The sequence below is a fragment of the Pseudomonas sp. RGB genome (genome assembly GCF_007713445.1).
Lineage (GTDB): Bacteria > Pseudomonadota > Gammaproteobacteria > Pseudomonadales > Pseudomonadaceae > Aquipseudomonas.
The window spans coordinates 155,636-182,369 of record NZ_VMSH01000005.1 but is presented as its reverse complement, the minus strand read 5'-3'; the positions used below and the strand labels follow the sequence as shown (position 1 = coordinate 182,369).

The window sequence follows — 26,734 nt, the reverse complement described above, 5'->3', positions numbered from 1 at the left end:
GCCAGGCCCCACACAAACAGGTCCATGCCAGGGCCGGCAAGCTCTGGTTGACCCAAGGCAACTGTGATGAAATGCGACCCCAACCAATTTCGCGCCGCACCGCCATCACTTGCCGTGAAACCTCGTCTGATTCGCCAACTGTTCCTGCCGCCGTTGATCATCGCCCTGATGATCGGCTTGGGTTATATCGGCTTCTGGGTCAGTGAGTATTACGGCATCAGCACCCTCAGCGACAACGGCGAACGCCAGTTGGAGCTGCACGCGCGCACCGTTGAAAGCGAACTGAGCAAATACACCTACCTGCCCAGTCTGCTGGAGCTCGAATCCAGCGTCTCCACGCTGCTGGCCGACCCGAACCAGGAAACCCGGCAGACGGTCAATGATTACCTCGAAGGCCTGAACCGACGCAGTCGCAGTCGGGCCATCTACGTGATGGACACCACCGGCCGCGTGCTGGCCACCAGTAACTGGCGCGATGCCGACAGTTACCAGGGTGAAGACCTGTCCTTTCGCGCCTATTTCCAGAATGCCGTGCGCGGCCAGCCGGGCCGCTTCTATGGCATCGGCAGCACCAACGGCGAGCCCGGCTACTACCTGGCCCACGGCCTGGAAGAACACGGCAAGATCATCGGCGTCGCCGTGGTCAAAGTGCGCCTCGAAGCCCTCGAAGAGCGCTGGCAGCGTGCGCGCCTCGAAGCGTTCGTGAGCGACGAGAACGGCATCATCATCCTCTCCAGCGACCCGGCCCGCCGGCTCAAGGCCGTGCGCCCGCTGAGCGACGACACCAAAGAACGCCTGGCCCACAGCCTGCAATATTACTGGGCGACGCTTAACGAGCTGGAACCGCTGGCCCGTGAGCGACTCAATGAAGGCACCGAAAAGCTGACCTTCCCAGCCAACAGCGAAGTGGTCAACGACGAGCACGAAGTCAGCTACCTCGCGCAAACCCGCCCGCTCAACGACACGCCTTGGAATTTCACCCTGCTGACGCCGCTCAATGAGCTGCGCCGCGCGGCGATCAACCAGGGCATTCTGGTCGCTGTCGCATTCGGCCTGGTGGCGTTTTTGCTGATCGCCTGGAACGAACGCCGCAAGGTGATCGCCACCCGCCTCGCCGCGCGGGAAGCCTTGCAGGAAGCCAACAGCCAGCTGGAGCGGCGGATTGCCGAACGCACCGCCGACCTGCGTGCCAGCAACGAACGGCTCAAGGGCCAGATTCGTGAACGGCGCCAGGCCGAAGAAACCTTGCGCCGCGCCCAGGACGAACTGGTGCAGGCCGGCAAACTCGCCGCCATCGGCCAGATGTCCACCAGCATCGCCCATGAGTTGAATCAGCCGCTGGCGGCGCTGCGCACACTGTCGGGCAATACCGTGCGCTTCCTCGAACGTGGCGCGCTCGACACCGCCAGTGCCAACCTCAAGACCATCAATGAACTGATCGACCGCATGGGCCGCATCACGGCCAGCCTGCGTTCGTTTGCACGGCGCGGTGATGACCAGGGCGAAGCCAACCTTGGCAAGGCTGTGGACGCCGCGTTCCAGGTGCTCGGCGCTCGTCTCGACGGCCTGCCGCTGACCGTGCACCGCGACTTCGCCAACGCTCAATTGCAGATCGACCAGACACGCCTGGAGCAGATCCTGGTCAACCTGATTGGCAACGCCCTGGACGCGATGCAGGCGCAACCTGCGCCCGAACTGTGGTTGGATGGCCACGTGCTTGAGGGCAGGTACCGCCTGCACGTACGCGACAACGGGCATGGCATCGACCCCGAAACGCGCAAGCATTTATTCGAACCGTTCTTCACCACCAAACCCGGCGAACAAGGCCTGGGCCTGGGCCTGACCCTTTCCGCCAGCCTCGCGGCGGCCACTGGCGGCAACCTTGCCGTGGAACACCCGGCCAGCGGTGGTACTGCCTTTGTCTTGTGCCTGCCGCTGGTGGGCACTCAAAAAGCTGAGTCGACATGAATACAGACACCCCAGCCGCAAAAGACGACCTCACCGTTCTGATCGTCGAGGACGATCCCCATGTGCTGCTCGGCTGCCAACAGGCCCTGGCGCTGGAAGACATTCCCAGCGTGGGCGTGGGCAGTGCTGAAGAAGCTCTCAAGCGCATTGGCGAGAACTTTGCCGGCATCGTCATCAGCGACATTCGCCTGCCGGGCATCGACGGCCTCGAGCTGCTGACCCGCCTCAAAGCGCTGGATAAAAGCCTGCCGGTGGTGCTGATTACCGGGCACGGTGATATTTCGATGGCCGTCGGGGCCATGCGCAATGGCGCCTACGACTTCATGGAAAAACCCTTCTCCCCCGAACGCCTGGTCGACGTGGCGCGCCGCGCCCTGGAGCAACGCGGGCTGGCGCGAGAAGTGTGGTCGCTGCGCCGCCAACTGGCCGAGCGTGACTCGCTGGAGGGCCGCATCATCGGCCGCTCCCCGGCCATGCAGAACCTGCGCGAACTGATCGCCAACGTCGCCGACACCTCGGCCAACGTGCTGATCGAAGGCGAGACCGGCACCGGCAAGGAACTGGTCGCGCGCTGCCTGCATGATTTCAGCCGGCGCCATGCCCACCAGTTCGTTGCCTTGAACTGCGGCGGCCTGCCGGAAAACCTGTTCGAAAGCGAGATTTTCGGCCACGAAGCCAACGCCTTTACCGGCGCCGGCAAACGGCGCATCGGCAAGATCGAGCACGCCCACGAAGGCACGCTGTTTCTCGATGAAGTGGAAAGCATGCCGATCAACCTGCAGATCAAACTGCTGCGGGTGCTGCAGGAACGCACCCTTGAACGGCTGGGCTCGAACCAGAGCGTGGCCGTGGATTGCCGGGTGATCGCCGCCACCAAATCCGACCTCGATGAGCTGAGCCGCGCCAGCCAGTTTCGCAGCGACCTTTACTACCGCCTCAACGTGGTGACCCTGGAACTGCCGCCGTTGCGCGAACGTCGCGAAGACATCCTGCAGTTGTTCGAGCACTTCCTGCAGCAATCCTCCTTGCGCTTTGATCGCACCGCGCCGGAGCTGGACAACCAGACCGTGTCGACGCTGATGAGCCACGACTGGCCAGGCAACGTGCGCGAACTGCGCAACGTCGCCGAGCGCTTTGCCCTGGGCTTGCCCGCCTTCAAGAAAAGCGGCAGCGGCAATAGCAACCACGGCCTGGCCTTCACCGAAGCGGTGGAAGCCTTCGAGCGCAACCTGCTCAACGACGCCCTGCAGCGCAGCGGCGGCAACCTGACCCAGGCCAGCCTGGAACTGGGAATGGCCAAGACCACCCTGTTCGACAAGGTCAAGAAATACGGGTTGAGCCACTGATGGATCTATTGCTGAAGGCCGCCATCGGCGCGGCGGTGGTGTTGATCCTGGCGGCGCTGGCCAAGACCAAAAACTATTACATCGCGGGGCTGGTGCCGCTGTTTCCGACCTTTGCGTTGATTGCGCACTACATTGTCGGCAAGGGCCGCTCGGTGGAGGACCTGAAGACCACCATCGTGTTTGGGATGTGGTCGATCATTCCATATTTTGTGTATTTGGCGACGCTGTATGTGATGGTCGACCGCCTGCGCCTGGAGGCGTCACTCGCCGTGGCGGCGGTGGCGTGGCTGATGGCGGCGACGGTGTTGGTGAGTGTGTGGGTTCGCCTCCATACCTGACACACCGGGGTAAAAAATGTGGGAGCTGGCTTGCCTGCGATAGCGGTCTGTCTGTGCCAGCTGAGTTGGCTGATACACCGCTATCGCAGGCAAGCCAGCTCCCACATTTGGATCAGTGGTGAGCCTGATAGATCAACGCACGATCTTGTCCACTTGAATCCCCAGCTTCTTCAACCGATACCAAAAACTCCTCTCGGAAATCCCGATCTTCGCCGCCGCCGCAGCCTGCACGCCGTTGCTCTCGTGCAACGCCGCCAGGATGTAGGTTTTCTCGACGTCCGCCAGCGCCGCGTCCAGGTCCGCAGGCACGCCAGGGTTGTCACCGAGCAGCGCCGTGACGCCGTCCTCTGCCGGTTTTGAAGCAAACAGGTAAGCCGGCAGGTCGATGTCTTCGATCACCGGCTTGGCGGCGACGATGGTTGCGCGCTCCACGCAGTTTTGCAGCTCGCGGATATTCCCCGGCCAGTTGTAAGCCGCCATGGCCTGCAAGGCCTCCGGGCTGAACCCGGTGATGCGTTTGCCGGCGGTGGCGCTCAGGGTCTGGGCGAAGTGCCGGGCCAGGGGCACGATGTCCTCGGCGCGTTCGCGCAGGGCCGGCAGCGGGATCGGAAACACATTCAGACGGTAATACAGGTCTTCGCGAAACTCTTTATTGGCCACCGCGTCCAGCAGGTTCTTGTTGGTGGCGGCGATCACCCGCACGTCCACCTTGCGCTCGCGCGGGTCGCCCACCGGCTCGATCACCCGCTCCTGCAACGCGCGCAGGATCTTGGCCTGCAACGCCAGGGGCATGTCGCCCACCTCATCCAGAAACAGCGTGCCCTTGTCGGCCTGCATAAAGCGCCCGACCCGATCCGCCACGGCGCCGGTGAAGGCGCCCTTGCGATGGCCAAACATTTCACTTTCCAGCAAGCCTTCCGGAATCGCCGCGCAGTTGACCGCTACAAATGGCTTGTCGGCACGGCTGCCGTGTTTGTGGATCGCGCGCGCGACCATTTCCTTGCCGGTGCCGCTTTCGCCAGTCAGCAGGATGGTGGCGTTGCTGTCACGCACCGAATCGATTGCATGCAGCACTTGGCGAAACGCCGGGCTGTCACCCACCAGGCTGTCGAACTGCGCATGGTGATCGAGTTCGGCGCGCAGCCGCGCGTTGTCGCGCATGATGTCGCGAAACTGCAAGGCCTTGGCGACGGTGATGTCCAGTTCGTCGATGTCGAACGGCTTGGCAATGTAGTCATAGGCGCCGTTGCGCATTGATTGCACGGCGTTTTTCACCGTGCTGTAGGCGGTCATCACGATCACCGGCAAATCCGGAAAGCGCACTTTGATCTCGGCCAGCAGCGCCGGGCCGTCCATGCCGGGCATGCGCCAGTCACTGATCACCAGGTCGATGTCTTCCTGCTCCAGCACCTTGAGCGCGTGCAGGCCGTTGCTTGCGGTGAATACCTGAATGCCGTTCTGGCTCAAGGCCGACGACAGCAAGTCGCAGAGCTTGGGCTCGTCGTCGACTACCAATACGTTATGCGTCATGACCATCCTCATCGTCGCCGTCGTCATCACCCTGGGCCGGAATGTACAGGCTGAAGGTGGCGCCGGCATCTTTCTCACTGGCACATTCAATGCTGCCGTCGTGACTTTCCATGATCGAATAGACTTTTGCCAGGCCCAGGCCCGTGCCCGAGGCCTTGGTGGTGACGAACGGTGTGAAGATCCGCTCGATCATATCCGCCGGGATGCCCTGGCCGGTGTCGGCGATGCTGATCACCGTGTTGCCGTCGACACTGCGAATGCCCAGGGTCAGGCGTCCGCCTTCGGGCATCGCGTCGATGGCGTTGAGAATCAGGTTGAGGCACGCCTGCTTGAGCTGTTTGGCATCGGCATAGATCGTCGCACCGGGTGCCTGGTCGTCAATCTGCGCGTCAATGTTATGCGTGGACAGTTCCGGGCTGCAGAAACCGAGAATCTCTTCGACCAACGCTCGCGCCGGCTGCAGTACACGCAGCGGCGGGTTGGGTTTGGCAAAATCGAGGAATTCGGTGATCAGGTCGTTGATGCGGCTGACCTCGCTGATCACGTATTCCAGGTGGCGCTTGTCGGTTTCCGCCAGGTCGGCGCGACGGTGCAACAGTTGGGTCGCGGTCTTGATGATGCCCAGCGGGTTGCGGATCTCGTGAGCCAGGCCCATGGCGACTTCGCCCAGGGCGTGCAGCCGATCGCGACGGCGCAACTGGGCTTCAAGGTGATGCAGTTCGCCCAGGCGCTCGGTCATGTGGTTGAAGGTGCTGCTCAACTGCGCCAGCTCATCGCCGCCACTCACCAATACGCGGTGTTCGTAATGCCCCGAGATCACCGCGTCCACGCCTTGGGACAAGTCGCGCAGCGGTTTGGTCAGGCGCCGCGACACCAGCACGCCGGCGCCCAGGGACAATGCCGAGCTGAGCAGGAAAATCAGCACGAACAGGTTGCTCTGATTCACCAGCCCGACCAGGCTGGTATGGCGTAGCAGGCCGCTGAAGATCACCCCTTGCAGGTCGCCGGCATCATTGAAGATGGGCCAATACAGACCGCTGTAGTTGTTGGTGAACTGCTCGCTCGGCTGCTTGGTGGCGCGCATGGCCGTTTCGACGTCCTTGGGAATGCGCGAGGGGTGGTTTTCGAAACGCTGGGTCGAGAAGATTTCGTTAAAGCCCGACGGGTTGGCCAGGTACAGGCGCAGGTCGAGGGAATGCACATCGGCCACGCTGGTGAGGAAACTGCTGTCCAGGTACGTCGCCACCAACAGCAAGTAGTCGACGCCTTCCTGGGTGGTTTCGAAGGTCGAGACCACCAGGCCCGTACTCACGCCCGCCACCTGCACGGTTTGCAGCACGGCGTTGCTGGTCAGGTCGATCTGCTTGACCACATCGTCGGAGGCCGTGCTGAACACGACCTTGTGATCACTCACGCGAATCAGCGCGACCACGTCGATGTCCGTGGCGTCGGCGATGTCGGCGGTCAGCCGGTCGTGCTTGGCGGCCTGCTTATTCGAAGGCGGGCTGGTGTAGCGCAGGAACAGCTTGGCCATGCGCGCGTTGTCATGAAGGATGTCGCCGATTTCGTCCTTGACGATCTTGGTCGACTCTTGCAGCCAGATACGCACGTTACTGTCGAAAATCTGCGACAGCGTGGTCGCCGCCAGCTCGGCGGCGATCATGGTGGGAATAACGCTGACCAGCCAGAACGCCAGCACCAGCTTGCGCTGGACGCTCCAGCGCGAAATGGCAAAGGGGCGGGCTTTCTGGCGGGTTTTGGTGATCATCAGGTTTCGCTTATCGCAGCAGCCATGGCAGGGTCGGAACGGTCCGGTCTCAGGTACATTTTCACGAGCTTGAGCAGGCTGTTGACCAGCCGGTTACGGTGACGGAAGAACATGCTGTTGCCTTGGAATTCGCACCCCAGGCGCAGCTTACTGGCATACCCTTCCTGACCGCACTCGTACACAGGGATATTGTGCTGAATACAGTAGTCGACGTTGGTCAGCCAACTGCGAAAGTACAGGTTGTATTCGCGGCTGAATGCCATGTCATGCCCAAAAAACTTGTCGATCAGGCGGTGCTGGTCCAGCAGGATCAGATTGAACGCCACCAGGTGCTCGTCCACCCAATAAAGAACACAGACCGCACGCCCTTCAAGCCGTTCGAGGATGCCGGTGAAGTAACGCGCCGGCAAACGTTCGAACTGCAGCTGCGAGCGTGCGAGCGTGTCCTCGTACAAGCGCATGACATCCGGCAACACATCATCAATATTGCGCCGCCACTCCACGCGCGGGCCCGGCGCACGCAGTTTACGGCGCAGGTCCTTGCGCGTCGATTTGCACAACGAGCCAAGGTAGGCGTCTACCGAACCGTAGGGCACCGAGAGCAGACCGCTGGGCAAGCTCGGCATGCTCTGGAAACCTGCGCTGCGGCAACTGGTCGCCCAGTGCGAGTCGTCGGTCGGTACATCTTTGACCGCCACCAGGCCAATCCCGAAGGCACTGGCATCCTGTCGCGCGGCTTGCAGCAACTGCTTGAGCAACACTGGGCGCCGCGTCTGGGGTATGCCGCTTGCAATACCTGCGTCGCAACGCTCGGCTATCGGCGAGCCAATGGCATACAGCGGCAAGCGTAAAACACCCGGCCACAGTCGCTCCAGGCGTTCGGTAAAACGCTTGCCGGCGCCCGACACCGTGGTGTCGAGGCGATAATGCGTGATGAACGCGGCGGCCACTGCCACCAGCGTTTCATCTTCGTAAACCGCCAGGTAGCGCCATTTGAAGTCATCAATGGCCGCGTTTTCCACGGCGACGTAAAAATCCCAATCCTCCAGAGCACCGGGAAAACAGTCGTTCCAGGCACTGCGCTGGATGGCCCGGATAGTCGAGAAGGCTTGAGCGGTGATCACGTCGCGTCCTTAGGCTTAAGCCCGCTGTCGATAGTCTACGGGCGCCTGGATAGCCTCGGCATGTTGCTCGACAAACTCGGCGCTCAACTCGATCACGCGTCGGTATTGCAGGTCGACGGTGATCATGTGGTAGCAGTTGTCCAACAGAATCTTGGTCACGGGGCCGCCCAAATGGCGCTCCACGTAATCGGCGTTCCAGCGGCTGGTGATGTCGTCCTCAATGGAGTGCAAAACCAGCGCCGGCACCTTGACCTCGGGCATGCGTTTCTTGACCACGGCGTTCATGCGGTGCAACTCGCGCACCGTAATGCCTTCCATGGTCAGCAAACCGGCTTCACTGCTCTCCCCTTCCTTCATCTGGCGCTCGACGATGGCCCGCAGGCGCTCGTTCTTGATGCCGTAAGGCGGCTTCTCTTCGAACCGGCAGATGTGTACGCCGAAAGGAATCTTCATTAACAACGGCGTCAGGAATGCCAGTTTGTTAATGCTCCAGCCGTCGTACTTCAAGGTGGTGGAATACATCAACAGCCCGGCCACTTGCCCAGGGTGTTCGGCGGCCACGTACATCGACATCACCGCGCCCATGGACAAGCCACCGACAAACACTTGCTCGTGGCGTTGCTTGACCTGCACGAAGGTGTTGCGCACGCCTTCGTACCAGTCCAGCCAGCCGGTGGCCTGCAGGTCGCTGTTGTCGCCGCAATGCCCGGCCAGGGTGGGCACGTACACCGTGCAGTTACCCGCCTTGGCCAAGCCTTTGGCGACCTGACGCAATTCCGTCGGGGTGCCGGTCAGGCCGTGGATCAACAGGATCCCGACCGGACCTTCACCGAGAACGAAGCCGGCATCACCTTCACCGAGGTCGATCCCGGAGGCATTCACCGTTTGGTCGCCCGTACCAGCAGTTGCTCGAGCAGCTTCAAGCCCAGGTCGATTTCCGGGTAGCTGATTTCCAGCGACGGCGCCAGGGTGATCACGTTTTTGTAGTAGCCGCCCACGTCGAGGATCAAGCCGAGTTTCTGGCCATCGACGACCATGTCGCCCTTCATGCCTTCTTCGACCATGTAGTCCAGGGTCGCCTTGTCTGGCGTGAAGCCATCCGGGCCACAGATTTCGCAGCGCAGGGCCAGGCCCAGGCCATCGACGTCGCCGATGATCGGGAAACGTTTCTGCAGGTCTTGCAGGCCTTCCAGGAAGTATTTGCCCTTGGCCATGACCATCGCGCCGTAGTCGACTTCGCTGGTCATCTTGAACATTTCCAAACCTACCGCCGTGCCCAGTGGGTTGGAAGCGAAGGTGGAGTGCGTCGAACCTGGTGGGAAGATCTTCGGGTTGATCAACTCTTCACGGGCCCAGATGCCGCCCAGCGGGTTCAGGCCGTTGGTCAGCGCCTTGCCGAAGACGATCACGTCCGGCTGCACGTCGAAGTGCTCGATCGACCACAGTTTGCCGGTACGGTAGAAGCCCATCTGGATTTCGTCGGACACCATCAGGATGCCGTGCTGGTCCAGTACATGCTTGAGTTCGCGGTAGAAGTTCATCGGCGGGATCACGTAGCCGCCGGTGCCCTGGATCGGCTCGACGTAAAACGCTGCGTATTCGCTCTGGCCGACTTTCGGGTCCCACACGCCGTTGTATTCGGTCTCGAACAGACGGGCGAATTGCTGCACGCAGTGGCTGCCGTACTCTTCCTTGGTCATGCCTTTGGGGCCGCGGAAGTGGTACGGGAACGGGATGAACTGCGCGCGCTCGCCGAAGTGGCCGTAACGGCGACGGTAGCGGTAGCTGGAGGTGATCGACGACGCGCCGAGGGTACGGCCGTGGTAGCCGCCCTCGAAGGCGAACATCAGGCTCTTGCCGTTGGTGGCGTTACGCACAACCTTCAGGGAGTCTTCGATGGACTGCGAACCGCCGACGTTGAAGTGCACGCGACCGTCGAGGCCGAACTTCTTCTTGGCGTCGACCGCGATCATTTCCGACAGCTCGATCTTGCCTTTGTGCAGGTACTGGCTGGCGATTTGCGGCAGGGTATCGATCTGCTGTTTCAGCGCGTTGTTCAGGCGCGGGTTGGCGTAGCCGAAGTTGACGGCCGAGTACCACATTTGCAGGTCGAGGTAGGCCTGGTCTTCGGTGTCCCACACGTAGGAGCCTTCGCAACGACTGAAAATACGCGGCGGCTCGATGTAGTGAACAGTGTCGCCGTAGGAGCAGTACTTGGCTTCTTTATCCAGAAGGATCTGGTCTTCGGCAGTGGCGATACGGATATCAGACATGGTGGAAGAGTTCCTGGTTGTCAGCAGTAAAGGTGGTGGCGTTGGCCGCGATGCCCTGAGGCAGCTTGGCCAGCAATGCGGTCACTTCGGCGAAGGTGTCGAAGCGCGCGTGAGGAATGTCGTTGGCCTGGCAATAGTCGGCCAGGCTGCCTTTGGCAAAGACGAAGTCGGCGGTGGAAGCCACGCACATGTCGGACTTGCCGTCGCCAATCACCAGCACGCGCTTGTTGCGCGGGGTGGATTTGCACTTGCAGTTGCCGGAGGCGGCACGGCAGGCATCGCTGGAATACGGGAAGTCGATGCGCCAGCTGTTCTGGTCGACCTGGCGCAGGCGGTTGGCGAGGATCGGCAGCAAGGTCACGTAGTTGCGCGACAGGATGCGCGCGATGCCTTGTTCGATGCCGTCGCTGACCACTTCGATGGTCGCGCCCAGGCCCATGACGTGATCGACGAAGTCCGGGAAGTCCGGGTCGATCTCGACGCTGTCGAAGTACGCCAGCAGTTCAGCCGGGGTTGCTTTGATCAGCGCCAGTTGGCGGCTCAGGCATTCGCGGGAACCGATATGCCCATCCAGCCATTCCTGTTCGATGGTTTCCCACTCGGGGCCGGCGAAGCGTTGGAGGACGTTGTCGATGACGTCGGTTGGGGTGATGGTCCCGTCGAAGTCACACACGATATGCCAGTGGATCATTGCCTTTCCTTGAGTTGGAGGGCTTGAAGAAAATCGCGCTCTTTGCGCTTGCAGGAGGGGTAGAGCAGGGATTGTGCCAACTGGCTAAAAGCCCGCAGGGCTGGGGTTTTGGCCGATGGCCCGGGTGTTTTGTGTCGCAGGAGCTACAATTTTTGTAGCTTGCTACAAACAAGATGAGTGCTTGCGTCAGGGACGCCCTTCGCGCGTGAATGCGCGCATGTTCAGATAAGGAAATGGCTCCATGTTCAAGGTTACTTCCGCTGTATTCGCCGGTTTGCTCGGGCTATGGGGTTTTGCCAGCACGGTATTGGCCGACGGCATTACCGGCGAAGTGGGCGCGGGTGTCAGCTATCAACCCCACGACCCTACCGGCAGCCGCTACGAAACCCGGCCGATTCCCTACTTCGATCTGGACTGGGGCAGTGTCAGCCTGGGCACCGACGACGGCCTGACCTGGAGCGCGCTGAACACCAACGGCATTACTGCCGGCCCTTACATCAATTACCTGCCGGGCCGCACGGCCAATGGTTCGCTGCGCGGCTTGCGCGATGTGTCGGACATGGCGGAAGTCGGCGGCTTCATCCAATACGCCCCGGCCGAGTTCTGGCGCGTGTACGCGCAGGTCGGCCAGGCCGTGGGCGGCGGGCGTGATCAGAGTGGCGTGCTGGGCAAACTCGGCGGCGAGCTGGGTTACCCGTTGGGTGGCGGCATCATCGGCAGCACCGGCCTGATGGCGCACTTTGCCGATGCGCGCCAGACGCAGACCTTTTTTGGCGTTGACGACAAGGAGTCTGCGGCTTCGGGCATTCGGGCCTATAACGCCAGTGCGGGTTTCCAGAACCTGACGTTGACCCAGAGTTTTGAATTCCCGCTGGATACGCACTGGTCATTGTTGACCAGCGCCAGTTGGACGCACCTGGTGGGGTCGGCGGCCAACAGCACCATCGTCAAGCAGACGGGTGATGTGAACCAGGGGCAGGTGCAGACGGCGATCAGTTACAAGTTTGAGTGATGAGCTGGATGTGGGTGGCTGGCGGCCGGCCCACCGCCTTCGCGAGCAAGCCCGCTCCCACACTTGAAGCTCAGTGCATCAGGTGTACTCGGTCAAATGTGGGAGCTGGCTTGCCTGCGATAGCATCAACTGGGTGCGCCTGATGTACCGAGGTGCCTGCATCGCAGGCAAGCCAGCTCCTACAGAAAAGCAGATCTGCTTTTGCTTCAATCACTCAGGATGGTACCCAAGGCCGCGAAGACTCATCAGCCCTTGGCCTCACTGATGATCTGACGAATCGCCCCAACAAAGGCCTCAGCCGGCTGCCCCCCACTGACCGCATACTGATCGTTGAACACGATCGTTGGCACCGAAGTCACCCCTCGGGAAATCCACAGCTGCTCTTGCTCGCGCACCTCTGCGGCGTACTCGTCGGAGGCCAGAATCTGCGCAGCACGGGTGACATCCAACCCAACACTTTCAGCAATAATCGCCAAGGTCGCAGGGTCGGACGGGTCTTGCCCATCGCTGAAATAAGCCTTGAACAGCGCTTCCTTCAGGTTGTACTGCAACCCTTCCAACCCGGCCCAATGCAGCAAGCGATGCGCATCAAACGTGTTGTAGATACGACTTTGCCCGTCAGTGCGAAACGCAAAGCCCAACGCCGCACCCAAGTCACGAATACGCGCACGGTTAGCCTGCGATTCCTCTGCGGTGGAGCCGTATTTTTCAGTGATGTGCTCAACGATGTTCTGCCCGATAGCCGGCATATTCGGGTTCAGCTCAAACGGCTGAAAATGAATCTCGGCCTGCACCTCGGCGCCCAGCTGGTCCAACGCCTCAGTCAGCCCGCGCAGGCCGATAATGCACCAGGGGCAAGACACGTCGCTGACGAAATCGATTTTCAGGGGAGTACTCATGGTGGGCAACCTCGCTGGCATTGATGCGCCGTAAACGTTGCACGATACACCAACTTCACAACACCTTCGAAGGCTGCCCCACATCAATCTGCGCCCAGTGCGCGGCATCTTCGCGATGGGCTTGCAGGTACGGCAACACCGCCGCCAGCAACGGCGCCTTGAACGCCTCCTGAAAACGATGCGCCAGGCCGGGAATCAACTTCAATTGGCTGCCCTGGATATGCGCGGCCAAATGCACACCGTGCATCACCGGCAGCAACGGGTCGGCAGTGCCATGCACCACCAGCGTTGGCACGCGCAATTGATTGAGCAGCGGCACACGACTGGGCTCGGCGAGGATCGCCATGATCTGGCGCTTGACCCCGTCCGGGTTGAAGGCGCGGTCGTAGGACAGCGCGGCCTGATGCAGCAACACCTGGCGATCGTCCTTCACCAACGGGCTGCCCAACGCCGCCAGCAAGTCGGCCTGTTGCTCCAGCGCCACTTCACGGTTGGGCGCGCTGCGCCGCGACAGCAACTGCACCAACGCCGCACTCGGCGCCGGCAGGCCTTCGGCGCCGGAGCTGGTCATGATCAGCGTCAGGCTCTCGACCCGTTGCGGCGCCATGGCCGCCAGGTGCTGGGCGATCATGCCGCCCATGCTCGCACCCAGCACGTGGAATTGGCGGATCTGCAACGCGTCCATCAAGCCCAGGGCGTCGTCGGCCATGTCGGTCAGCGTGTAGGGCGCCGCCACCGGCAGGCCGAGTTTGTAGCGCAGCACTTCGAAGGTCAGGTTGGCACTGGCCGGCGCCTGGCGCCACGTGGACAAACCGACGTCACGGTTGTCGTAGCGAATCACCCGAAACCCTTGTTCGCACAGCGCCACGACGACTTCGTCCGGCCAGTGGATCAACTGCCCGCCCAGGCCCATCACCAGCAGCAATGCAGGGTCGGACGCACGGCCGATGCTCTGGTAGGCGATGCTCACCTGAGCCAGGTCGACCGTTTGCGTCGGGACATTGACGTCACATCGAGAAGCCGCAAAAGACGGCAGGCCGAACAATAGAGCGGCCAGTAAACACAACACGCGCATGAAAAACACCGAAACACAGAACCCCAGTAGAGCGCGAGTCTGATGAAGTTTGTTCAAGCGCGCTGCCACAGTTGCGTGACAGTTTGATGAACGGCGCCCAGCGGTCATGATCGACACGCCTTGCAACATGAGACAAACTCACGCCATTGCTGTTTTTCACAAATCGTCTTCATGGAGAGCCCGTGCTCGAAATCCGTCACCTCAAGACCCTGCACGCCTTGCGCGAAGCCGACAGCCTGGTCGAAGCCGCCGAGCGCCTGCACCTGACGCAGTCGGCGCTGTCCCATCAGTTCAAGGAGCTGGAAGAGCGCCTGGGCATGCAGCTGTTCGTGCGCAAGACCAAGCCACTGCGCTTTACCAGCGCCGGCCTGCGCCTGCTGCAACTGGCCGACGCCACCCTGCCCTTGCTGCGCGGCGCCGAGCGCGATATTGCGCGGCTCGCCGGCGGCACCGCCGGGCGTCTGCACATGGCCATCGAGTGCCACAGCTGCTTCCAGTGGCTGATGCCGACTATCGACCAGTTCCGCGATGCCTGGCCGGAAGTCGAGCTGGACCTGGCGTCCGGCTTCGCCTTCGCGCCACTGCCGGCGCTGGCGCGGGGCGACCTGGACCTGGTGGTGACTTCCGACCCGCTGGAATTGCCGGGCATCACCTACGTGCCGCTGTTCACTTACGAAGCCATGCTGGCCGTGGCCAACCAGCACGCACTGGCGAATAAATCGTACATCGTGCCCGAAGATTTGCTCACCGAGACCCTGATCACCTACCCGGTGGAACGTGATCGGCTGGACATCTTTACGCGCTTTTTAGAGCCGGCCGACGTGGAACCGGCCCAGGTGCGCACCTCGGAACTCACCGTCATGATGATGCAGCTGGTGGCCAGCGGCCGTGGTGTGTGCGGCATGCCGCATTGGGCGCTGCATGAGTACAGCTCGCGCGGTTACGTGAAGGCCAAGCGGTTGGGCGAGAAAGGTTTGTTTGCGACGTTGTATGCGGGAATTCGTGCAGACATGCTGGACGCGCCGTACATGCGCGACTTTTTGCTGACGGCCAAGGACACGTCGTTTTCCACCCTCGATGGCGTCAGCGCAGTGCGCTAGCCGACACAGATTAAAAATGTGGGAGCTGGCTTGCCTGCGATGCAGACGACGCGGTCTGACTGCAGCACCGAGGCGATGTTATCGCAGGCAAGCCAGCTCCCACATTGGATTGAGTTCCCACCTGGGATTTCAGTCGACCTTGAGTTCACGCCACATGTGGATCTTGTCGAAATAATCCTCGCCCACGCGCACCGCCAGTGGCTCCAGGCCGTACTGGATGAAGCCGCAGCGCTGGTACAACGCGAACGCGGCGTCGTTGCCGGCGGTGACGGTCAGCTGAATCAACTTGAGGCGTGAGTGGCGGCGCGCCTCGCTGAGCGCCGCTTCTACCAGTTGGCGGCCCACGCCCTTCTGCTGATAAGCCTGGTTCACGTACATGCGAACAAGGTCACCTTGTGCCGCGCTTTTTCACGGGGCTCGAACGCCAGGCCGACAATGCCGACCAATGCGTCCCCCTCAAAAGCCCCGAGCAGCCGATCCAGCGGGCTGTCGACGCGCTTTTCCCACCAGCTCAAGGGCATCAGCGCGCGCTCCGCCACGCTGGAGGTGAACGCCTGCGGATAAGCGCCATACGCCTCAAGCATCAACGCCCGATAAGCCTCGGCGTCGTTGGCGCCAAGCGTGCGTACCATCATGCGTCGCAGGTCAGCGATGCGCGGTAAAACGCCAGGATCACGTCGCGCGTCAACGGCGCCAGTTGCAGGCCGCCGTCACCGGCTGGGTCGATCCAGCGCACTTCTTCGATTTCGGCCGCGGGCGTCACCGCCACGTCGATGTGCACCTGGAACAGCTCGGCGTTCACGGTGAACCCAGGCTCATTGGCGGCGGGGGCCGAGAAGTGACCAAGGTAGACGGCTTGGCTTGGCTCGATGCGCAGGTTGAGTTCCTCAAACAGCTCACGGGCCAGGGCTTGGGCCGGTTGTTCGCCGGCGTCAATCTTGCCGCCCGGTTGCATGAACGCCTGGGTGCCGCGCTTGCGCACCAGCAGGGTTTGGCCGTCGCTGCCAATCAACAGCGCGGCGGCGATGCGGATAGTCGATGTCATGTAAAAACCGCCTTGAATGCAAAGGTGCAAGGATCACAGAAAGTGCGTTATTCGCAAAGCAATCCTTCATGCCCTGCTTTGATAAACACGCTGTACCTGGCGCCTTCCATCGTCTCAAAGGCAATCAACTTGTCCACCAGCGGCAGGTTCAGCACCTTGCCGGCGTTGAGCAACAGCATGCCGTTATCGGCGTTGAGGTTGCGCGCCAGCACCATGCCCTCCTCCAGCTCGCGGGTGCCCAGCACCCTGACGCTGGGGTCGCCCAGGGTCACGTCATTGAGGTACGTGGCGCAGACTGAAACAAAATCTTCGACCATGTCAGGGTCGTAAAGGCGACCGGCGTATTTGCGGATGTAGAGCAGCGCTTCGTCGCTGTTCATCTGGCGTTCGAGGATCAGGCCTTTTTGCAGCTCGATAAAGTCCACCGCCAGTTTCAACAGGCGCGAACCTGCGGGAATCGCGTCACCCTTGAGGTGATCGGGAAAACCGCTGCCGTCCCAGCGCTCCTGATGATGGCGGATAAGCCGCGCTGCGTCTTTCATCGGTTCCAGGGTCATCAGCAACGATTCGCTCTGGGTGGCGTAAGCGCGATAACGCTCACGGTCGCTGCTGTGCAACAGGTCTGAAGGCGAGGCCATCATGCTGTCGCTCCAACTCAACTTGCCGATGTTGTAGAGCGCGGCAGCCATGGTCAGGTCGCGGTTACTGGCCTCATCTACGCCATGGGCCACACACCAGGTGCGCACCAATTCGATGATTTGCCGGTTGGTTTGCTTGGCCCGCGGTAAGCGCAGGTTGGCCAGCAACGAGAACACCTCGGTGCCCGTGGCGTAGCTGTGTTTGAGCTCTTCGTAGGCCAGGTCGAGCATATCGGCGGTTTGCTGCAATTCACTGGTGCGAGAGGCAACACGTTTTTCCAGGGTGGCGTTGAGCTGCTTGAGTTCATCGTTCTGCGCCTGGATCAGCAGCTCCAGGCGCCCACGTTCGCGCTCCGAATGCTGATGGGCCAAGGACTGACGCAGGGCCAGCAGCAGCTCTTCATCGTTCCAGGGTTTGCTCAGGTAACGATAGATCTGGCCTTCGTTAATGGCTTTGACAATCAGCGTCAGGTCGGTCTCGCCGGTCAGCAGGATGCGCACCGTGTGCGGGTGGTGTTGGTGGATGTGTGCCAGCAACGACGCACCATCCATGTCCGGCAGACGCGCGGCGCTCATCACCAGGTCAATGGGTTGAGTGGCGAGAATGCCCAGGGCATCAGCAGCGCAGGTGGCGCTGTGCAGTTCGAAGGGCTCCAGGCTGAGCAATCGCTTGAGGCTGTGCAAAACATCCGGGTGGGCGTCGATCAACAGCAGCACTGGACGGTTGGCATCGATAAAGGTCACTGACTCTCCCATGGGACACCTCGGATCGTCGATCTGCGTTCCTTACGGTCTGGGACAATGCCTCCTGGCGATTACCAGGTAGTTTAGTTGGTTTTTACAAGGTGATGGCCTTGCGATATCAACGCATAAAAAAAGCCGCTCCAAATGCTGGAGCGGCCTTTGAGGTGAAACGTGAAGCCCTCACGCCTCGGCGTTTTTCGGGCTGGTGCCAAACGAAGCAAAGCGCTTGTTGAACCCGGCAATCCGGCCTTCGGCCTGAGTCTTGCGCTGCTGGCCGGTGTAGATCGGGTGCGAGGCGCTGGAGACGTCCAGCGGGATGTAAGGGTACGTGTTGCCGTCGCTGTGTGTGTGGGTGCGCTCACTGTCGGCCGTGGAGCCGATCAGGAAGAACACGTCGGCGGCGGTGTCGTGGAACAGCACGGTGCGGTAGTCGGGATGGATACCAGTTTTCATAATGCCTCCGGGGCGCTTGAGTGCAATTAATGTGTTACACAGTAACACAAAATCATGTACCCAAACGAGAACCGATTGCAATAAGAATAGACCTGTCGCTTCTATGCAGCTTCCTGGAAGTCCATTTCCGGCGGCTGTTGCGAGAAGCCGCGCGTCAGGAAACCCAGGTAAACCAGGCCGATCGCCAACCACACCACGCCCAGGTAAATCGCCAGATGATCGAGGCTGACCATCAGCCACAAGTCCGCCGCGAGGCCGATGGCCGGGAACAGCAGGAACAGCATCAACTCACGCACGCCACGCGCTTTCGCGCCGATCCAGTAGTGAAAGATCACCGACAGGTTCACCAGGCTGAACGCCAGGAACGCCCCAAAGTTGATGAACGAGGTGGAGGTGGTCACGTCCAGCTTCAATGCCAGTAACGCCACAACCCCACACAACAGGATGCTGTTGACCGGCGTGCCGAAGCGCGCATGCAAGGTGCCAAAGAACGACTTGGGCAACACGCCGTCGCGCCCCATTGCGAACAACAAGCGCGAACCGCTGGCCTGGGCCGACAGCCCCGAGGCGAACTGGCCGACGATCAAGCCGATCAGGAAGATCGACACAAACAGGTCACCGCCGACATTGCGCGCAATTTCATAGGCCGCCGAATCCACATCGGCAAACTCGAACGACGGATGCGCGATCTGCACGAAATACGACACGCCAACAAAGATCAACCCGCCGATCAAGGTGATCAGCATGATCGCCCGCGGAATGGTACGGCGTGGGTCGCGGGTTTCTTCGGTCAGCGTGCTGACCGCGTCAAAGCCCAGGAACGAATAGCAGGCAATCGCCGCCCCGCTCATGATCAGCGGCATGTGCATCTGGCCGTTGAAGAACGGCGCGACAGTCCACAGCGGCTTGCTCGCGTCGCCCCCGATGTAATGGATGCACAGCGCGACAAACGCGATCAGCACCAGGAACTGCACCAACATCAGCAGCGCATTGATGCCATTGGCCAGTTTCAGACCGATGATATTGATCGCCGTGGTGACGCCGATAAACGCCAGCACCCAGATCCATTGCGGCACCGCAGGGAATGCCGAATGCAGGTACGCCGCCCCGATCAACCAGATGGCCATGGGCAAGAACAGGTAGTCGAGCAACACCGCCCAACCGGCGATAAAGCCCAGTTTCGGGCTGATGGCCTTGCGCACATAGCTGTAGGCGGAACCGGCCACCGGAAAGGCTGATGCCATGCGCCCGTAACTCATGGCGGTAAAGAACATCGCCACCAGGGCGGCCAGGTAAGCGGCCGGTACCATGCCGCCGGTGGATTGCGCGAGGATGCCGAAGGTGCCGAGCACAATGATCGGCGTCATATAGGCGATGCCAAACAGCACCACCGACCCTAACGACAGGGTGCGTTGCAAACGAGCCATGAGCGATTCTCCGCTGATTTATTAGATTTATGGCAGAACTGAAGTCGGTGAAGCAGATGTCATTTTTCTTATGATCAAGCGGGCTTGATGTGGCGAGCGGGCTTGCCCCGCGTTGGGCTGCGCAGCGGCCCCATTACATTCACTGCATTTCTCCAGGCAAACCGCGGTTGCAGGTTTTAGGGCCGCCTCGCGCCCCAACGCGGGGCAAGCCCGCTCGCCACAAAAAGGGTCAGCCTTAATGGTGTGGGATCAGCAGTTCACGCGTCCCGTCCGTGCGCTCGATCACCTCACCCGGCAATTTCAAGCGCTGGTCGTCGAGGTAGCGGTAGTCCTTGCGAGCCGCCACCAGTTGGTCAAGATCCAGCTCGACGGTAAATTGCCCTTCCTCGCGCCCGGCTTCGAACAGCAGCGTGCCAATCGGGTCGACCAGGGCACTGCCGCCGGCGAACAACAGGCCGCCATCGCCCTCTTCCACCCGATTGACCATCAGCGCAAACGCCTGGTTTTCCTGGGCACGCGCCATGATCGCGGTGCGGTGCGTGGGGCCGTAAGGGTCCATGTTGCCGTTGGTGACGATCAGCAGTTCGGCGCCCAGTTGCGCGTTGGCGCGGGCGGTTTCCGGGAACTCGATGTCGTAGCAGATCAACAGGCCGACGCGCACGCCGTTCCACAGGCAAGTGGCATAGCGGTCACCCGGCGTGAACACGCCGCGATCCGAGGCCCACAGGTGGGTCTTGCGATACCGCAGGGCAATGCCTTCGGGGGTGATCAGCAACGTGGTGTTATAGAATTGGCCGGCGTCGCTCTCGGCCATGCCGATCACCACGGCGATATTGCCTGCGCGAGCCGCCTCAATAACGGCCTGCACGGTCGGGCCATCCACCGGCTCGGCGATGTCGGCGACGGTCTCGGCTGACGGGAAGCCCATCAGGTGGGTTTCCGGAAATACGATCAGTTGCGTGTCGGCGGCGCAGGCAGCAATTGCCGCCAAGGCGCGCTCAAGGTTGTAAGCTGTGCCGTTATCACGACCTGCCAACTGGGCAAATTCGACCTTCATGGGAAGTCCTGTTGTTTTATCTGTGGCGCAGTATGCGCAGCCGCAACCGTCGGGGAAATCACGCCGCCGGGGTAACCCTATGGGGGTAGACGAATGACAGTCTCGCTGCAAGACATCGCCTGGCACCGTTCGGTGGGGCAAATGATAGACGCCCTCGACCAGGCCAACTTCTGGACCCAGCTCGTGCGCTTGCTGGACAACTACGTGCCGTTCGACAGCTGGGTGGTATTGCTGTTCAGCAACGCGCACCGCCCGCTGGTGTTCGCCGAATGCCCGGGCGCCGACGGCACGCCGGACCAGTTGTTCCAGGACTACCTCAACGGCCTGTACCTGCTCGACCCCTTCTACATCGCCAGCCGCGAACACTCACGCACCGGGCTGTTTCGCCTGGCCGAAGTCGCGCCGGAGCACTTTGAACTCACCGAGTACTACCAGCGCTACTTCCGCCTGAACGTGGTGGCCGATGAAATCCAATTCAATTGCCAGCTGCCGGATGGGCGTACCCTGTGCCTGTCCCTGGGCTCCAAACAGCGGTTTGACCCGCAGCAGATCGCCCTGCTGTCGCTGATCCAGCCCTGGGTCTTGAGTTTGCTGCGCCAGCGCCTGCCCTATGAACTCAATCAGGTCAGCGCCCCGCAGCCGCCGGTGCAAACGGATGACTGGGGCGCGCAACTCACCGCCCGCGAGCTGGATGTGGGCCGCTTGATGCTCAGCGGTTGCTCCAGCAAGGAAATCGCTCGTAAGCTGGAAATCTCCGTTGAAACCGTGAAAGTCCATAAGAAACACATGTACAGCAAGCTAGGGATCAAATCCCAGTCGGAGCTGTTCTCGATCTTTCTACAGGCGCAAAACGCCTAGCCGATGAGTGAACCCAAGGAAAACCGTATGAGCCTGTCGTTACTAAGCCGTTACGCCTTCTTTGCCGTGTGCGTCATTTTTACCCTCGCCAGCCTCCCCTTTATCGAACATGAATGGCTGTGGCCGATCACCGTGGTCACCGGCGTGCTCAGCCTGATCGGTCTGCTCGACCTGCTGCAAAGCCCCCACGCGGTGCGCCGCAACTACCCGATCCTGGGCAATATCCGTTACCTGGTGGAGGCCATCCGCCCGGAAATCCGCCAGTACCTGCTTGAATCCGACAGCGATGCGCTGCCGTTTTCACGCGCGCAACGCTCACTGGTTTATTCGCGCGCCAAGAACGAAACCGCCGACAAACCCTTCGGCACCCTGATCGACGTGTATCAATCCGGCTTCGAATTCATCAGCCACTCCATGCGCCCAGCGCCGTTGAGTGACCCGAGCGCGTTTCGCGTGATGGTCGGCGGCCCGCAGTGCAAGCAGCCGTACTCGGCGTCGGTGTTCAATATCTCGGCCATGAGTTTCGGCTCGTTGAGCGCCAACGCCATTCGCGCGTTGAACCAGGGCGCCAAGCTCGGCAACTTTGCCCACGACACCGGCGAAGGCAGCATCAGCCCGTACCACCGCGAAAACGGCGGCGACCTGACCTGGGAACTGGGCAGCGGCTACTTCGGCTGCCGCACCAGCGATGGCCGCTTCGACCCGGAACGCTTCGCCGCGCAGGCGCAGAACCCGCAAGTGCGCATGATCGAAATCAAGATGAGCCAGGGCGCAAAACCCGGCCATGGCGGGATCCTGCCCAAGCACAAGGTCACCCAGGAAATTGCCGAGACCCGCGGCATCATGATGGGCGAAGACTGCATCTCGCCGTCGCGCCACAGCGCGTTTTCCACGCCGATTGAAATGATGCAGTTCATCGCCCAACTGCGCAAACTGTCCGGCGGCAAACCGGTGGGCTTCAAGTTTTGCCTGGGCCACCCGTGGGAGTTCATGGGCATTGCCAAGGCCATGCTCGAAACCGGCATCCTCCCGGACTTTATCGTAGTGGACGGCAAGGAAGGCGGCACCGGCGCCGCGCCGGTGGAGTTCACCGACCACATCGGCGTGCCGCTGCGTGAAGGTCTGCTGTTTGTGCACAACACGCTGGTGGGCCTGAACCTGCGCGACAAGATCAAGCTCGGCGCCAGCGGCAAGATCGTCAGCGCGTTCGATATCGCTAGCGTCCTGGCCATTGGCGCCGACTGGGCCAACGCCGCGCGCGGCTTCATGTTTGCCATCGGCTGCATCCAGTCGCAGAGCTGCCACACCAACAAGTGCCCGACCGGCGTCGCCACCCAGGACCCGCTGCGCCAACGTGCGCTGGTGGTCACGGACAAAGCCCAGCGCGTGTTCAACTTCCACCGCAACACCCTCAAGGCCCTGGCAGAAATGCTCGCCGCAGCCGGTCTGGATCATCCCTCGCAGCTGTCGGCCAAGCACTTGGTGCGACGCATGTCGGCGACTGAAATCAAACTGTTCTCGCAACTGCATGTATTCCTCAAGCCCGGTGAATTGCTCACTGGTGAAGTAAATGGCCAGTTCTATTCGCGCATGTGGCAGATGGCACGCGCGGACAGTTTTGAGCCGCATGACGTCGAAGCTGCGTGAGGAGACCGGCCATGCTCAAAGTCATCGCTGAAGATTTCATCAAGCCCGAACACGTGGAAACCGTGCGCCCCTGGTATGCCGAACTGGTGGAAAAAACCCGCCTGGAACCGCTGTGTATTGCCTACGAGCTGTTTGTCGATCAGAAAGACCCCGGGCACTTCGTGTTCATCGAGCTATGGCCCGATCAGGCCGCGCTGGATGCTCACTGCCAGACCGAACACTTCACCCGGCTGGTGCCGCAGATCAATGCACATCAGGCCAAGCCCTGCCGGTTCGTGTTGATGGATGCGTTCTAAATTCCTTATTGCTGCTGAACCGGACCACCGACGGCATCGTTGAAACCAGGAGATTCACATGCCGTTACTCGACTTCGCCGCCCTCGCCGGGCAACTGCCCGACAGCTGGAAATCCACGCGCCTGGGCCAGGTAGGCCCGGCGAGGATCAAGGTGTTGCGCATGGATGAGCAGGCCTACGAGGAAGAAACCCACGCTTACAACGAAGGCCTGCTGGTGATCAGCGGCCAGTTGCGCTTGAGCATCGGCGGCGAGGAAATCCGCGTCGAAGCCGGCCAGATGTACCTCGTCGAAGCTGGTATCGCCCACGCGGTCCTTGCCGGTAGCCAAGGCACATTGGTGATCATTGATGTCTAGAGACATTCAGTAATACCCAGCCTTTGCAATTGCTTACAAATACCGCCAACCTGCGCCCGCCCGACGTGCGGCGTGCGACAACGCCGCCGTGCACCTGTCATTACTAAACTATTTGTTCAAGAGCCCGCTGCCATGCTGAACGGACGCGACCCGCGCATCGATTTTTTTCGGGGCCTGGCGTTGATCTTCATTTTCTGGGATCACGTCCCCCACAACCCGCTCGGCCAGATCACCCTGCGCAATATCGGTTTCAGCGACGCGGCTGAAGTCTTCGTGTTCCTTGCCGGCTACGCCTCGGTGCTGGCCTACGGCAAGGTCCTGCAGCGCGAAGGCTACTGGATGGCCTGCTTGAAGATCCTGCGGCGCACCTGGGTGTTGTACGTGGTGCACATCTTCCTGCTGGCAATGCTGATGGGCATCGTGTTTTTCGCCAACAGCCATGTGGAAACCCGCGACCTGGTCGAAGAGATGGGCCTGACGCATTTCGTCACCCACCCGCAGCAAGCGCTGGTGGATGAATTGCTGTTGCGCTTCAAGCCGAACCTGATGGACCCATTGCCACTGTATATCGTGCTGCTGGCGGGCTTGCCGCTGGTACTGCCGCTGCTGCTGCGCAAGACTTGGGCGGTGGTCGCGGTGTCGATGGCGGTGTACCTGCTGGCGCCGCACCTGGGCTGGAACCTGGCCGCCATTGCTGACGGCGTGTGGTACTTCAACCCGGTCACCTGGCAGTTTCTGTTTATCCTGGGTGGCGCAGCGGCCATTCACGGGCAACAACCCCGCGCGCAGGATAATCGGCCACTGCTGCGCCAGCCGTTGTTCGTCACGGCGGCGGTCTACGCACTGGCGGCGGGTGTGCTCACCCTCGCCTGGCGTTGGCCTGAGGTGCACGACGCGTTGATGCCAGCGGCCTTGAGCGAACTGCTCTACCCGATCAGCAAGACCGACCTGTCACCGGTGCGACTGCTGCACTTCCTGGCGCTGGCCTACGTCACCGCCAAACTGTTGCCCGGCCCTGCCTGGACACAAAATTGGCTGGCCCAACAGACCTGCCGGATGGGGCGTTATTCGTTGGAAGTATTCTGCCTGGGCGTCTTACTGGCGCCGCTGGCGGATATGCTCAACGCCCTGGCTGGCGATGCCTTCACCATGCAAATCGTCACCGCACTGGTTGGCGCCGCCCTGATGGCCGCGCTGGGGGCCTGGCTGGAATTCAACCAACGCCTGAGCCAATCCCCGCGCGTGGCCACCGCCTGAACAACAAAAAGCCCCGATCCCGGGGCTTTTTGTTGTGCGCCTGAACGTCAGGCTTGAGCACGCGCCGCAGCATTGATGGGCTGCAACTTGAACACGTAGAACAGCACGGTCAGCAGCACCAGGAACACCGGGCCGACATACAGCGCCACGCGCGTGTCCGGGAAGTACGCCATCAGCCCAACCACCAGCACCAGGAACGCCAGCGCCAGGTACGAACTGACCGGGTACAGCCACATACGGTACTTGAGGCCGGCTGCCTCGGCCGGGCTCAGGCTTTTGCGGAATTTAAGCTGAGCCAGCAGGATCATCAGCCAGGTCCAGATCGCGCCAAAGGTGGCGATGGACGTCACCCAGACGAAGACTTTCTCGGGGACCATGTAGTTGAGCAACACGCCCAGCAGCAGCACGAAAATCGACAGCAGCAACGCCTTGCGCGGTACGCCGTTGCTTGAGGTGGTGCCGAATGCGGCCGGGGCCTGACCGTTCTGCGCCAGGCTGTAGAGCATACGGCCGGTGCTGAAAATGCCGCCGTTGCAGGAGGACAACGCAGCCGTGATCACCACAAAGTTGATGATGCCGGCGGCGGTCTTGATGCCCAGTCGCTCGAAGGTCATCACGAACGGGCTGCCCTGGGTGCCGATTTCATTCCATGGGTAGATCGACAGAATCACGAACAACGCCCCCACGTAGAACAGCAGGATGCGCCAGAACACCGAGCCGATGGCGCTCGGGATAGTCTTCTGCGGGTTCTTCGCTTCACCGGCAGTAAGGCCGATCATCTCGACGCCCAGGTACGCGAACATCACCATTTGCAGGGACATCAACACACCGGTCACACCATTGGGCATAAAGCCGCCGTGGGCCCACAGGTTGGAAATCCCCAGCGCCACACCGTCGTTGCCGAAGCCGAACGCGATGATGCCGACGCCGCCGATCACCATGGCAATGATCGTGACGATCTTGATCAGCGCGAACCAGAACTCGAACTCACCGAATGCCTTGACCGCAATCAGGTTGATCGTGCCCATGCTCACCAGCGCCGCCAGCGCCCAGATCCAGCGCGGCACATCGGGAAACCAGACGCCCATGTAGACGGCAACGGCGGTGATTTCTGCCACGCAGGTCACCAGCCACAGGAACCAGTAGTTCCAGCCGGTCAGAAAGCCCGCCAGCGGGCCGAGGTAGTCCTGGGCATAACGGCTGAACGAACCGGCGACGGGGTTATGCACCGCCATTTCGCCGAGCGCGCGCATGATCACCAGGATCGCCAGGCCGCCAATGATGTAGGAGAGCATGATCGCCGGGCCGGCCATTTCGATGGCCTTGGCGGAACCCAGGAACAGGCCGACACCGATACAGGCGCCGAGGGCCATCAGGCGAATATGCCGTTCGCCCAGTTCACGTTTCAGCGGGCCGCCCTGAGCGGTCTCGCCATGGGGCAGCTGATTGCCAACTGGCATAGGGGTACAACCTCGTCTTGTTATTGGATATGAACCACCGAGCGTTGCGCACGCCAGGCCGGTAAGCCGGGGGCGAACTTCAACCAGGCCTGTTTCGTGGACAGGCGCGTCCGGCAGCGCACAGCCTGCGGGATCGGCGGGGGTGCAGTATAAAAAGCCGACACTAGGGTCTTTCACTCTAAAAATGACTAAATTCAGCGATAAATCTGGGTAAATACGCCTTTTACAAGGAAGCATTACCTGCCTTTACGCATTTATCAGGTCATCGCGAGGGCCGCGAGTATTGCACAGTGATGGTGCAGCGTCATGCCTGGGCCGACGTCCTCTGGCTGTCAACGAAGGCTCTGGCCCAAGGCTTCGAGCTCGGCCACAG

The 26,734-nt window shown here is 61.2% G+C and carries 24 protein-coding genes and 1 pseudogene; 10 read left to right on the top strand and 15 right to left on the bottom strand.

Translation table 11 applies throughout. The features are described 5' to 3' along the window. Window positions 1–66 precede the first annotated feature (66 nt). The 3 genes from FPT15_RS12925 to FPT15_RS12915 are packed head-to-tail and all read left to right on the top strand — an operon-like array spanning window position 67 to window position 3,652. Complete coding sequence (locus FPT15_RS12925; protein ID WP_145161530.1) at window positions 67–1,968, top strand: sensor histidine kinase; 1,902 nt, start codon at window positions 67–69, stop codon at window positions 1,966–1,968. Next, the gene (locus FPT15_RS12920; protein ID WP_145161527.1) at window positions 1,965–3,314 is read left to right on the top strand and encodes a sigma-54 dependent transcriptional regulator; all 1,350 of its coding nucleotides are present in this window, start codon (window positions 1,965–1,967) and stop codon (window positions 3,312–3,314) included. The genes FPT15_RS12925 and FPT15_RS12920 overlap by 4 nt, the downstream gene beginning before the upstream one ends. Before the next feature lie 8 nt (window positions 3,315–3,322). Further along, window positions 3,323–3,652, top strand: a complete 330-nt coding sequence (locus FPT15_RS12915; protein ID WP_178119692.1) for a GlpM family protein — start codon at window positions 3,323–3,325, stop codon at window positions 3,650–3,652. Window positions 3,653–3,784: 132 nt separating this feature from the next. Here FPT15_RS12915 and FPT15_RS12910 read toward each other — a convergent pair whose 3' ends face one another. The 6 genes from FPT15_RS12910 to FPT15_RS12885 are packed head-to-tail and all read right to left on the bottom strand — an operon-like array spanning window position 3,785 to window position 11,038. After that, the gene (locus tag FPT15_RS12910; RefSeq protein WP_145161521.1) at window positions 3,785–5,182 is read right to left on the bottom strand and encodes a sigma-54 dependent transcriptional regulator; all 1,398 of its coding nucleotides are present in this window, start codon (window positions 5,180–5,182) and stop codon (window positions 3,785–3,787) included. Further along, on the bottom strand, window positions 5,172–6,950 hold the full coding sequence (locus tag FPT15_RS12905; protein WP_145161518.1) for a HAMP domain-containing sensor histidine kinase: 1,779 nt from the start codon (window positions 6,948–6,950) through the stop codon (window positions 5,172–5,174). The genes FPT15_RS12910 and FPT15_RS12905 overlap by 11 nt, the downstream gene beginning before the upstream one ends. After that, a complete protein-coding gene (locus tag FPT15_RS12900) occupies window positions 6,950–8,074 on the bottom strand; it encodes a GNAT family N-acetyltransferase (protein WP_145161516.1) in 1,125 nt (374 codons plus the stop codon). Before FPT15_RS12900 ends, FPT15_RS12905 begins: the two co-directional genes overlap by 1 nt. A 15-nt stretch (window positions 8,075–8,089) precedes the next feature. After that, entirely contained in the window at window positions 8,090–8,956 is an 867-nt protein-coding gene (locus FPT15_RS12895) for a carboxylesterase (RefSeq protein ID WP_145161515.1), read from the bottom strand. Next, window positions 8,953–10,347, bottom strand: a complete 1,395-nt coding sequence (locus FPT15_RS12890) for an aspartate aminotransferase family protein (protein ID WP_106579418.1) — start codon at window positions 10,345–10,347, stop codon at window positions 8,953–8,955. The genes FPT15_RS12895 and FPT15_RS12890 overlap by 4 nt, the downstream gene beginning before the upstream one ends. After that, window positions 10,340–11,038 carry an MtnX-like HAD-IB family phosphatase gene (locus FPT15_RS12885; protein WP_145161512.1) on the bottom strand — a complete coding sequence of 233 codons (699 nt, stop codon included), beginning with the start codon at window positions 11,036–11,038 and terminating at the stop codon, window positions 10,340–10,342. The genes FPT15_RS12890 and FPT15_RS12885 overlap by 8 nt, the downstream gene beginning before the upstream one ends. A 241-nt stretch (window positions 11,039–11,279) precedes the next feature. On the opposite strand from FPT15_RS12885, the gene FPT15_RS12880 reads away from it, so the two are divergent. Further along, on the top strand, window positions 11,280–12,050 hold the full coding sequence (locus tag FPT15_RS12880; RefSeq protein ID WP_145161509.1) for a MipA/OmpV family protein: 771 nt from the start codon (window positions 11,280–11,282) through the stop codon (window positions 12,048–12,050). Window positions 12,051–12,295: 245 nt separating this feature from the next. Here FPT15_RS12880 and FPT15_RS12875 read toward each other — a convergent pair whose 3' ends face one another. Together FPT15_RS12875 and FPT15_RS12870 are read right to left on the bottom strand one after the other, a co-directional pair. Continuing rightward, window positions 12,296–12,949, bottom strand: a complete 654-nt coding sequence (locus tag FPT15_RS12875; protein ID WP_106579421.1) for a DsbA family oxidoreductase — start codon at window positions 12,947–12,949, stop codon at window positions 12,296–12,298. Between the two features lie 55 nt (window positions 12,950–13,004). Beyond that, entirely contained in the window at window positions 13,005–14,024 is a 1,020-nt protein-coding gene (locus FPT15_RS12870) for an alpha/beta fold hydrolase (RefSeq protein WP_145161506.1), read from the bottom strand. 182 nt (window positions 14,025–14,206) lie between these two features. On the opposite strand from FPT15_RS12870, the gene metR reads away from it, so the two are divergent. After that, window positions 14,207–15,124, top strand: coding sequence for a transcriptional regulator MetR (gene metR / locus FPT15_RS12865; RefSeq protein WP_057012200.1), 918 nt, complete (start codon window positions 14,207–14,209; stop codon window positions 15,122–15,124). A 129-nt stretch (window positions 15,125–15,253) separates the two neighbouring features. Here the strand turns inward: metR and FPT15_RS12855 are convergent. The 6 genes and pseudogenes from FPT15_RS12855 to FPT15_RS12830 all read right to left on the bottom strand — a co-directional run bounded on the left by FPT15_RS12855 (window position 15,254) and on the right by FPT15_RS12830 (window position 20,488). After that, window positions 15,254–15,759 (bottom strand): annotated as a pseudogene (locus FPT15_RS12855) (N-acetyltransferase family protein). Continuing rightward, entirely contained in the window at window positions 15,756–16,169 is a 414-nt protein-coding gene (locus FPT15_RS12850; protein WP_145161503.1) for an NUDIX domain-containing protein, read from the bottom strand. Before FPT15_RS12850 ends, FPT15_RS12855 begins: the two are co-directional and overlap by 4 nt. A gap of 47 nt (window positions 16,170–16,216) precedes the next feature. Next, window positions 16,217–17,563 carry an HD domain-containing phosphohydrolase gene (locus tag FPT15_RS12845; protein WP_145161500.1) on the bottom strand — a complete coding sequence of 449 codons (1,347 nt, stop codon included), beginning with the start codon at window positions 17,561–17,563 and terminating at the stop codon, window positions 16,217–16,219. A gap of 168 nt (window positions 17,564–17,731) precedes the next feature. Next, complete coding sequence (locus FPT15_RS12840; protein WP_145161497.1) at window positions 17,732–18,004, bottom strand: type B 50S ribosomal protein L31; 273 nt, start codon at window positions 18,002–18,004, stop codon at window positions 17,732–17,734. Between the two features lie 101 nt (window positions 18,005–18,105). After that, entirely contained in the window at window positions 18,106–19,431 is a 1,326-nt protein-coding gene (locus FPT15_RS12835) for an APC family permease (RefSeq protein WP_145161495.1), read from the bottom strand. 235 nt (window positions 19,432–19,666) lie between these two features. Beyond that, on the bottom strand, window positions 19,667–20,488 hold the full coding sequence (locus FPT15_RS12830; protein ID WP_145161492.1) for a carbon-nitrogen hydrolase family protein: 822 nt from the start codon (window positions 20,486–20,488) through the stop codon (window positions 19,667–19,669). Window positions 20,489–20,581: 93 nt separating this feature from the next. Between FPT15_RS12830 and FPT15_RS12825 the strand changes: the two genes are divergently transcribed. The 5 genes from FPT15_RS12825 (at window position 20,582) to FPT15_RS12805 (ending at window position 24,901) form a co-directional block, all read left to right on the top strand. After that, on the top strand, window positions 20,582–21,346 hold the full coding sequence (locus FPT15_RS12825) for a LuxR C-terminal-related transcriptional regulator (protein ID WP_145161489.1): 765 nt from the start codon (window positions 20,582–20,584) through the stop codon (window positions 21,344–21,346). Between the two features lie 27 nt (window positions 21,347–21,373). After that, window positions 21,374–22,993, top strand: a complete 1,620-nt coding sequence (locus tag FPT15_RS12820) for an FMN-binding glutamate synthase family protein (protein ID WP_145161487.1) — start codon at window positions 21,374–21,376, stop codon at window positions 22,991–22,993. Between the two features lie 11 nt (window positions 22,994–23,004). Then, the gene (locus FPT15_RS12815; protein WP_145161484.1) at window positions 23,005–23,289 is read left to right on the top strand and encodes a putative quinol monooxygenase; all 285 of its coding nucleotides are present in this window, start codon (window positions 23,005–23,007) and stop codon (window positions 23,287–23,289) included. A 58-nt stretch (window positions 23,290–23,347) separates the two neighbouring features. Continuing rightward, window positions 23,348–23,644, top strand: a complete 297-nt coding sequence (locus FPT15_RS12810; protein ID WP_145161481.1) for a cupin domain-containing protein — start codon at window positions 23,348–23,350, stop codon at window positions 23,642–23,644. Window positions 23,645–23,776: 132 nt separating this feature from the next. Next, window positions 23,777–24,901 (top strand): OpgC domain-containing protein, encoded by a 1,125-nt coding sequence (locus FPT15_RS12805; RefSeq protein ID WP_145161478.1) that lies wholly within the window; start codon window positions 23,777–23,779, stop codon window positions 24,899–24,901. Between the two features lie 47 nt (window positions 24,902–24,948). Here FPT15_RS12805 and FPT15_RS12800 read toward each other — a convergent pair whose 3' ends face one another. Continuing rightward, the gene (locus FPT15_RS12800) at window positions 24,949–26,361 is read right to left on the bottom strand and encodes an amino acid permease (RefSeq protein WP_145161475.1); all 1,413 of its coding nucleotides are present in this window, start codon (window positions 26,359–26,361) and stop codon (window positions 24,949–24,951) included. Window positions 26,362–26,734: the final 373 nt, after the last annotated feature.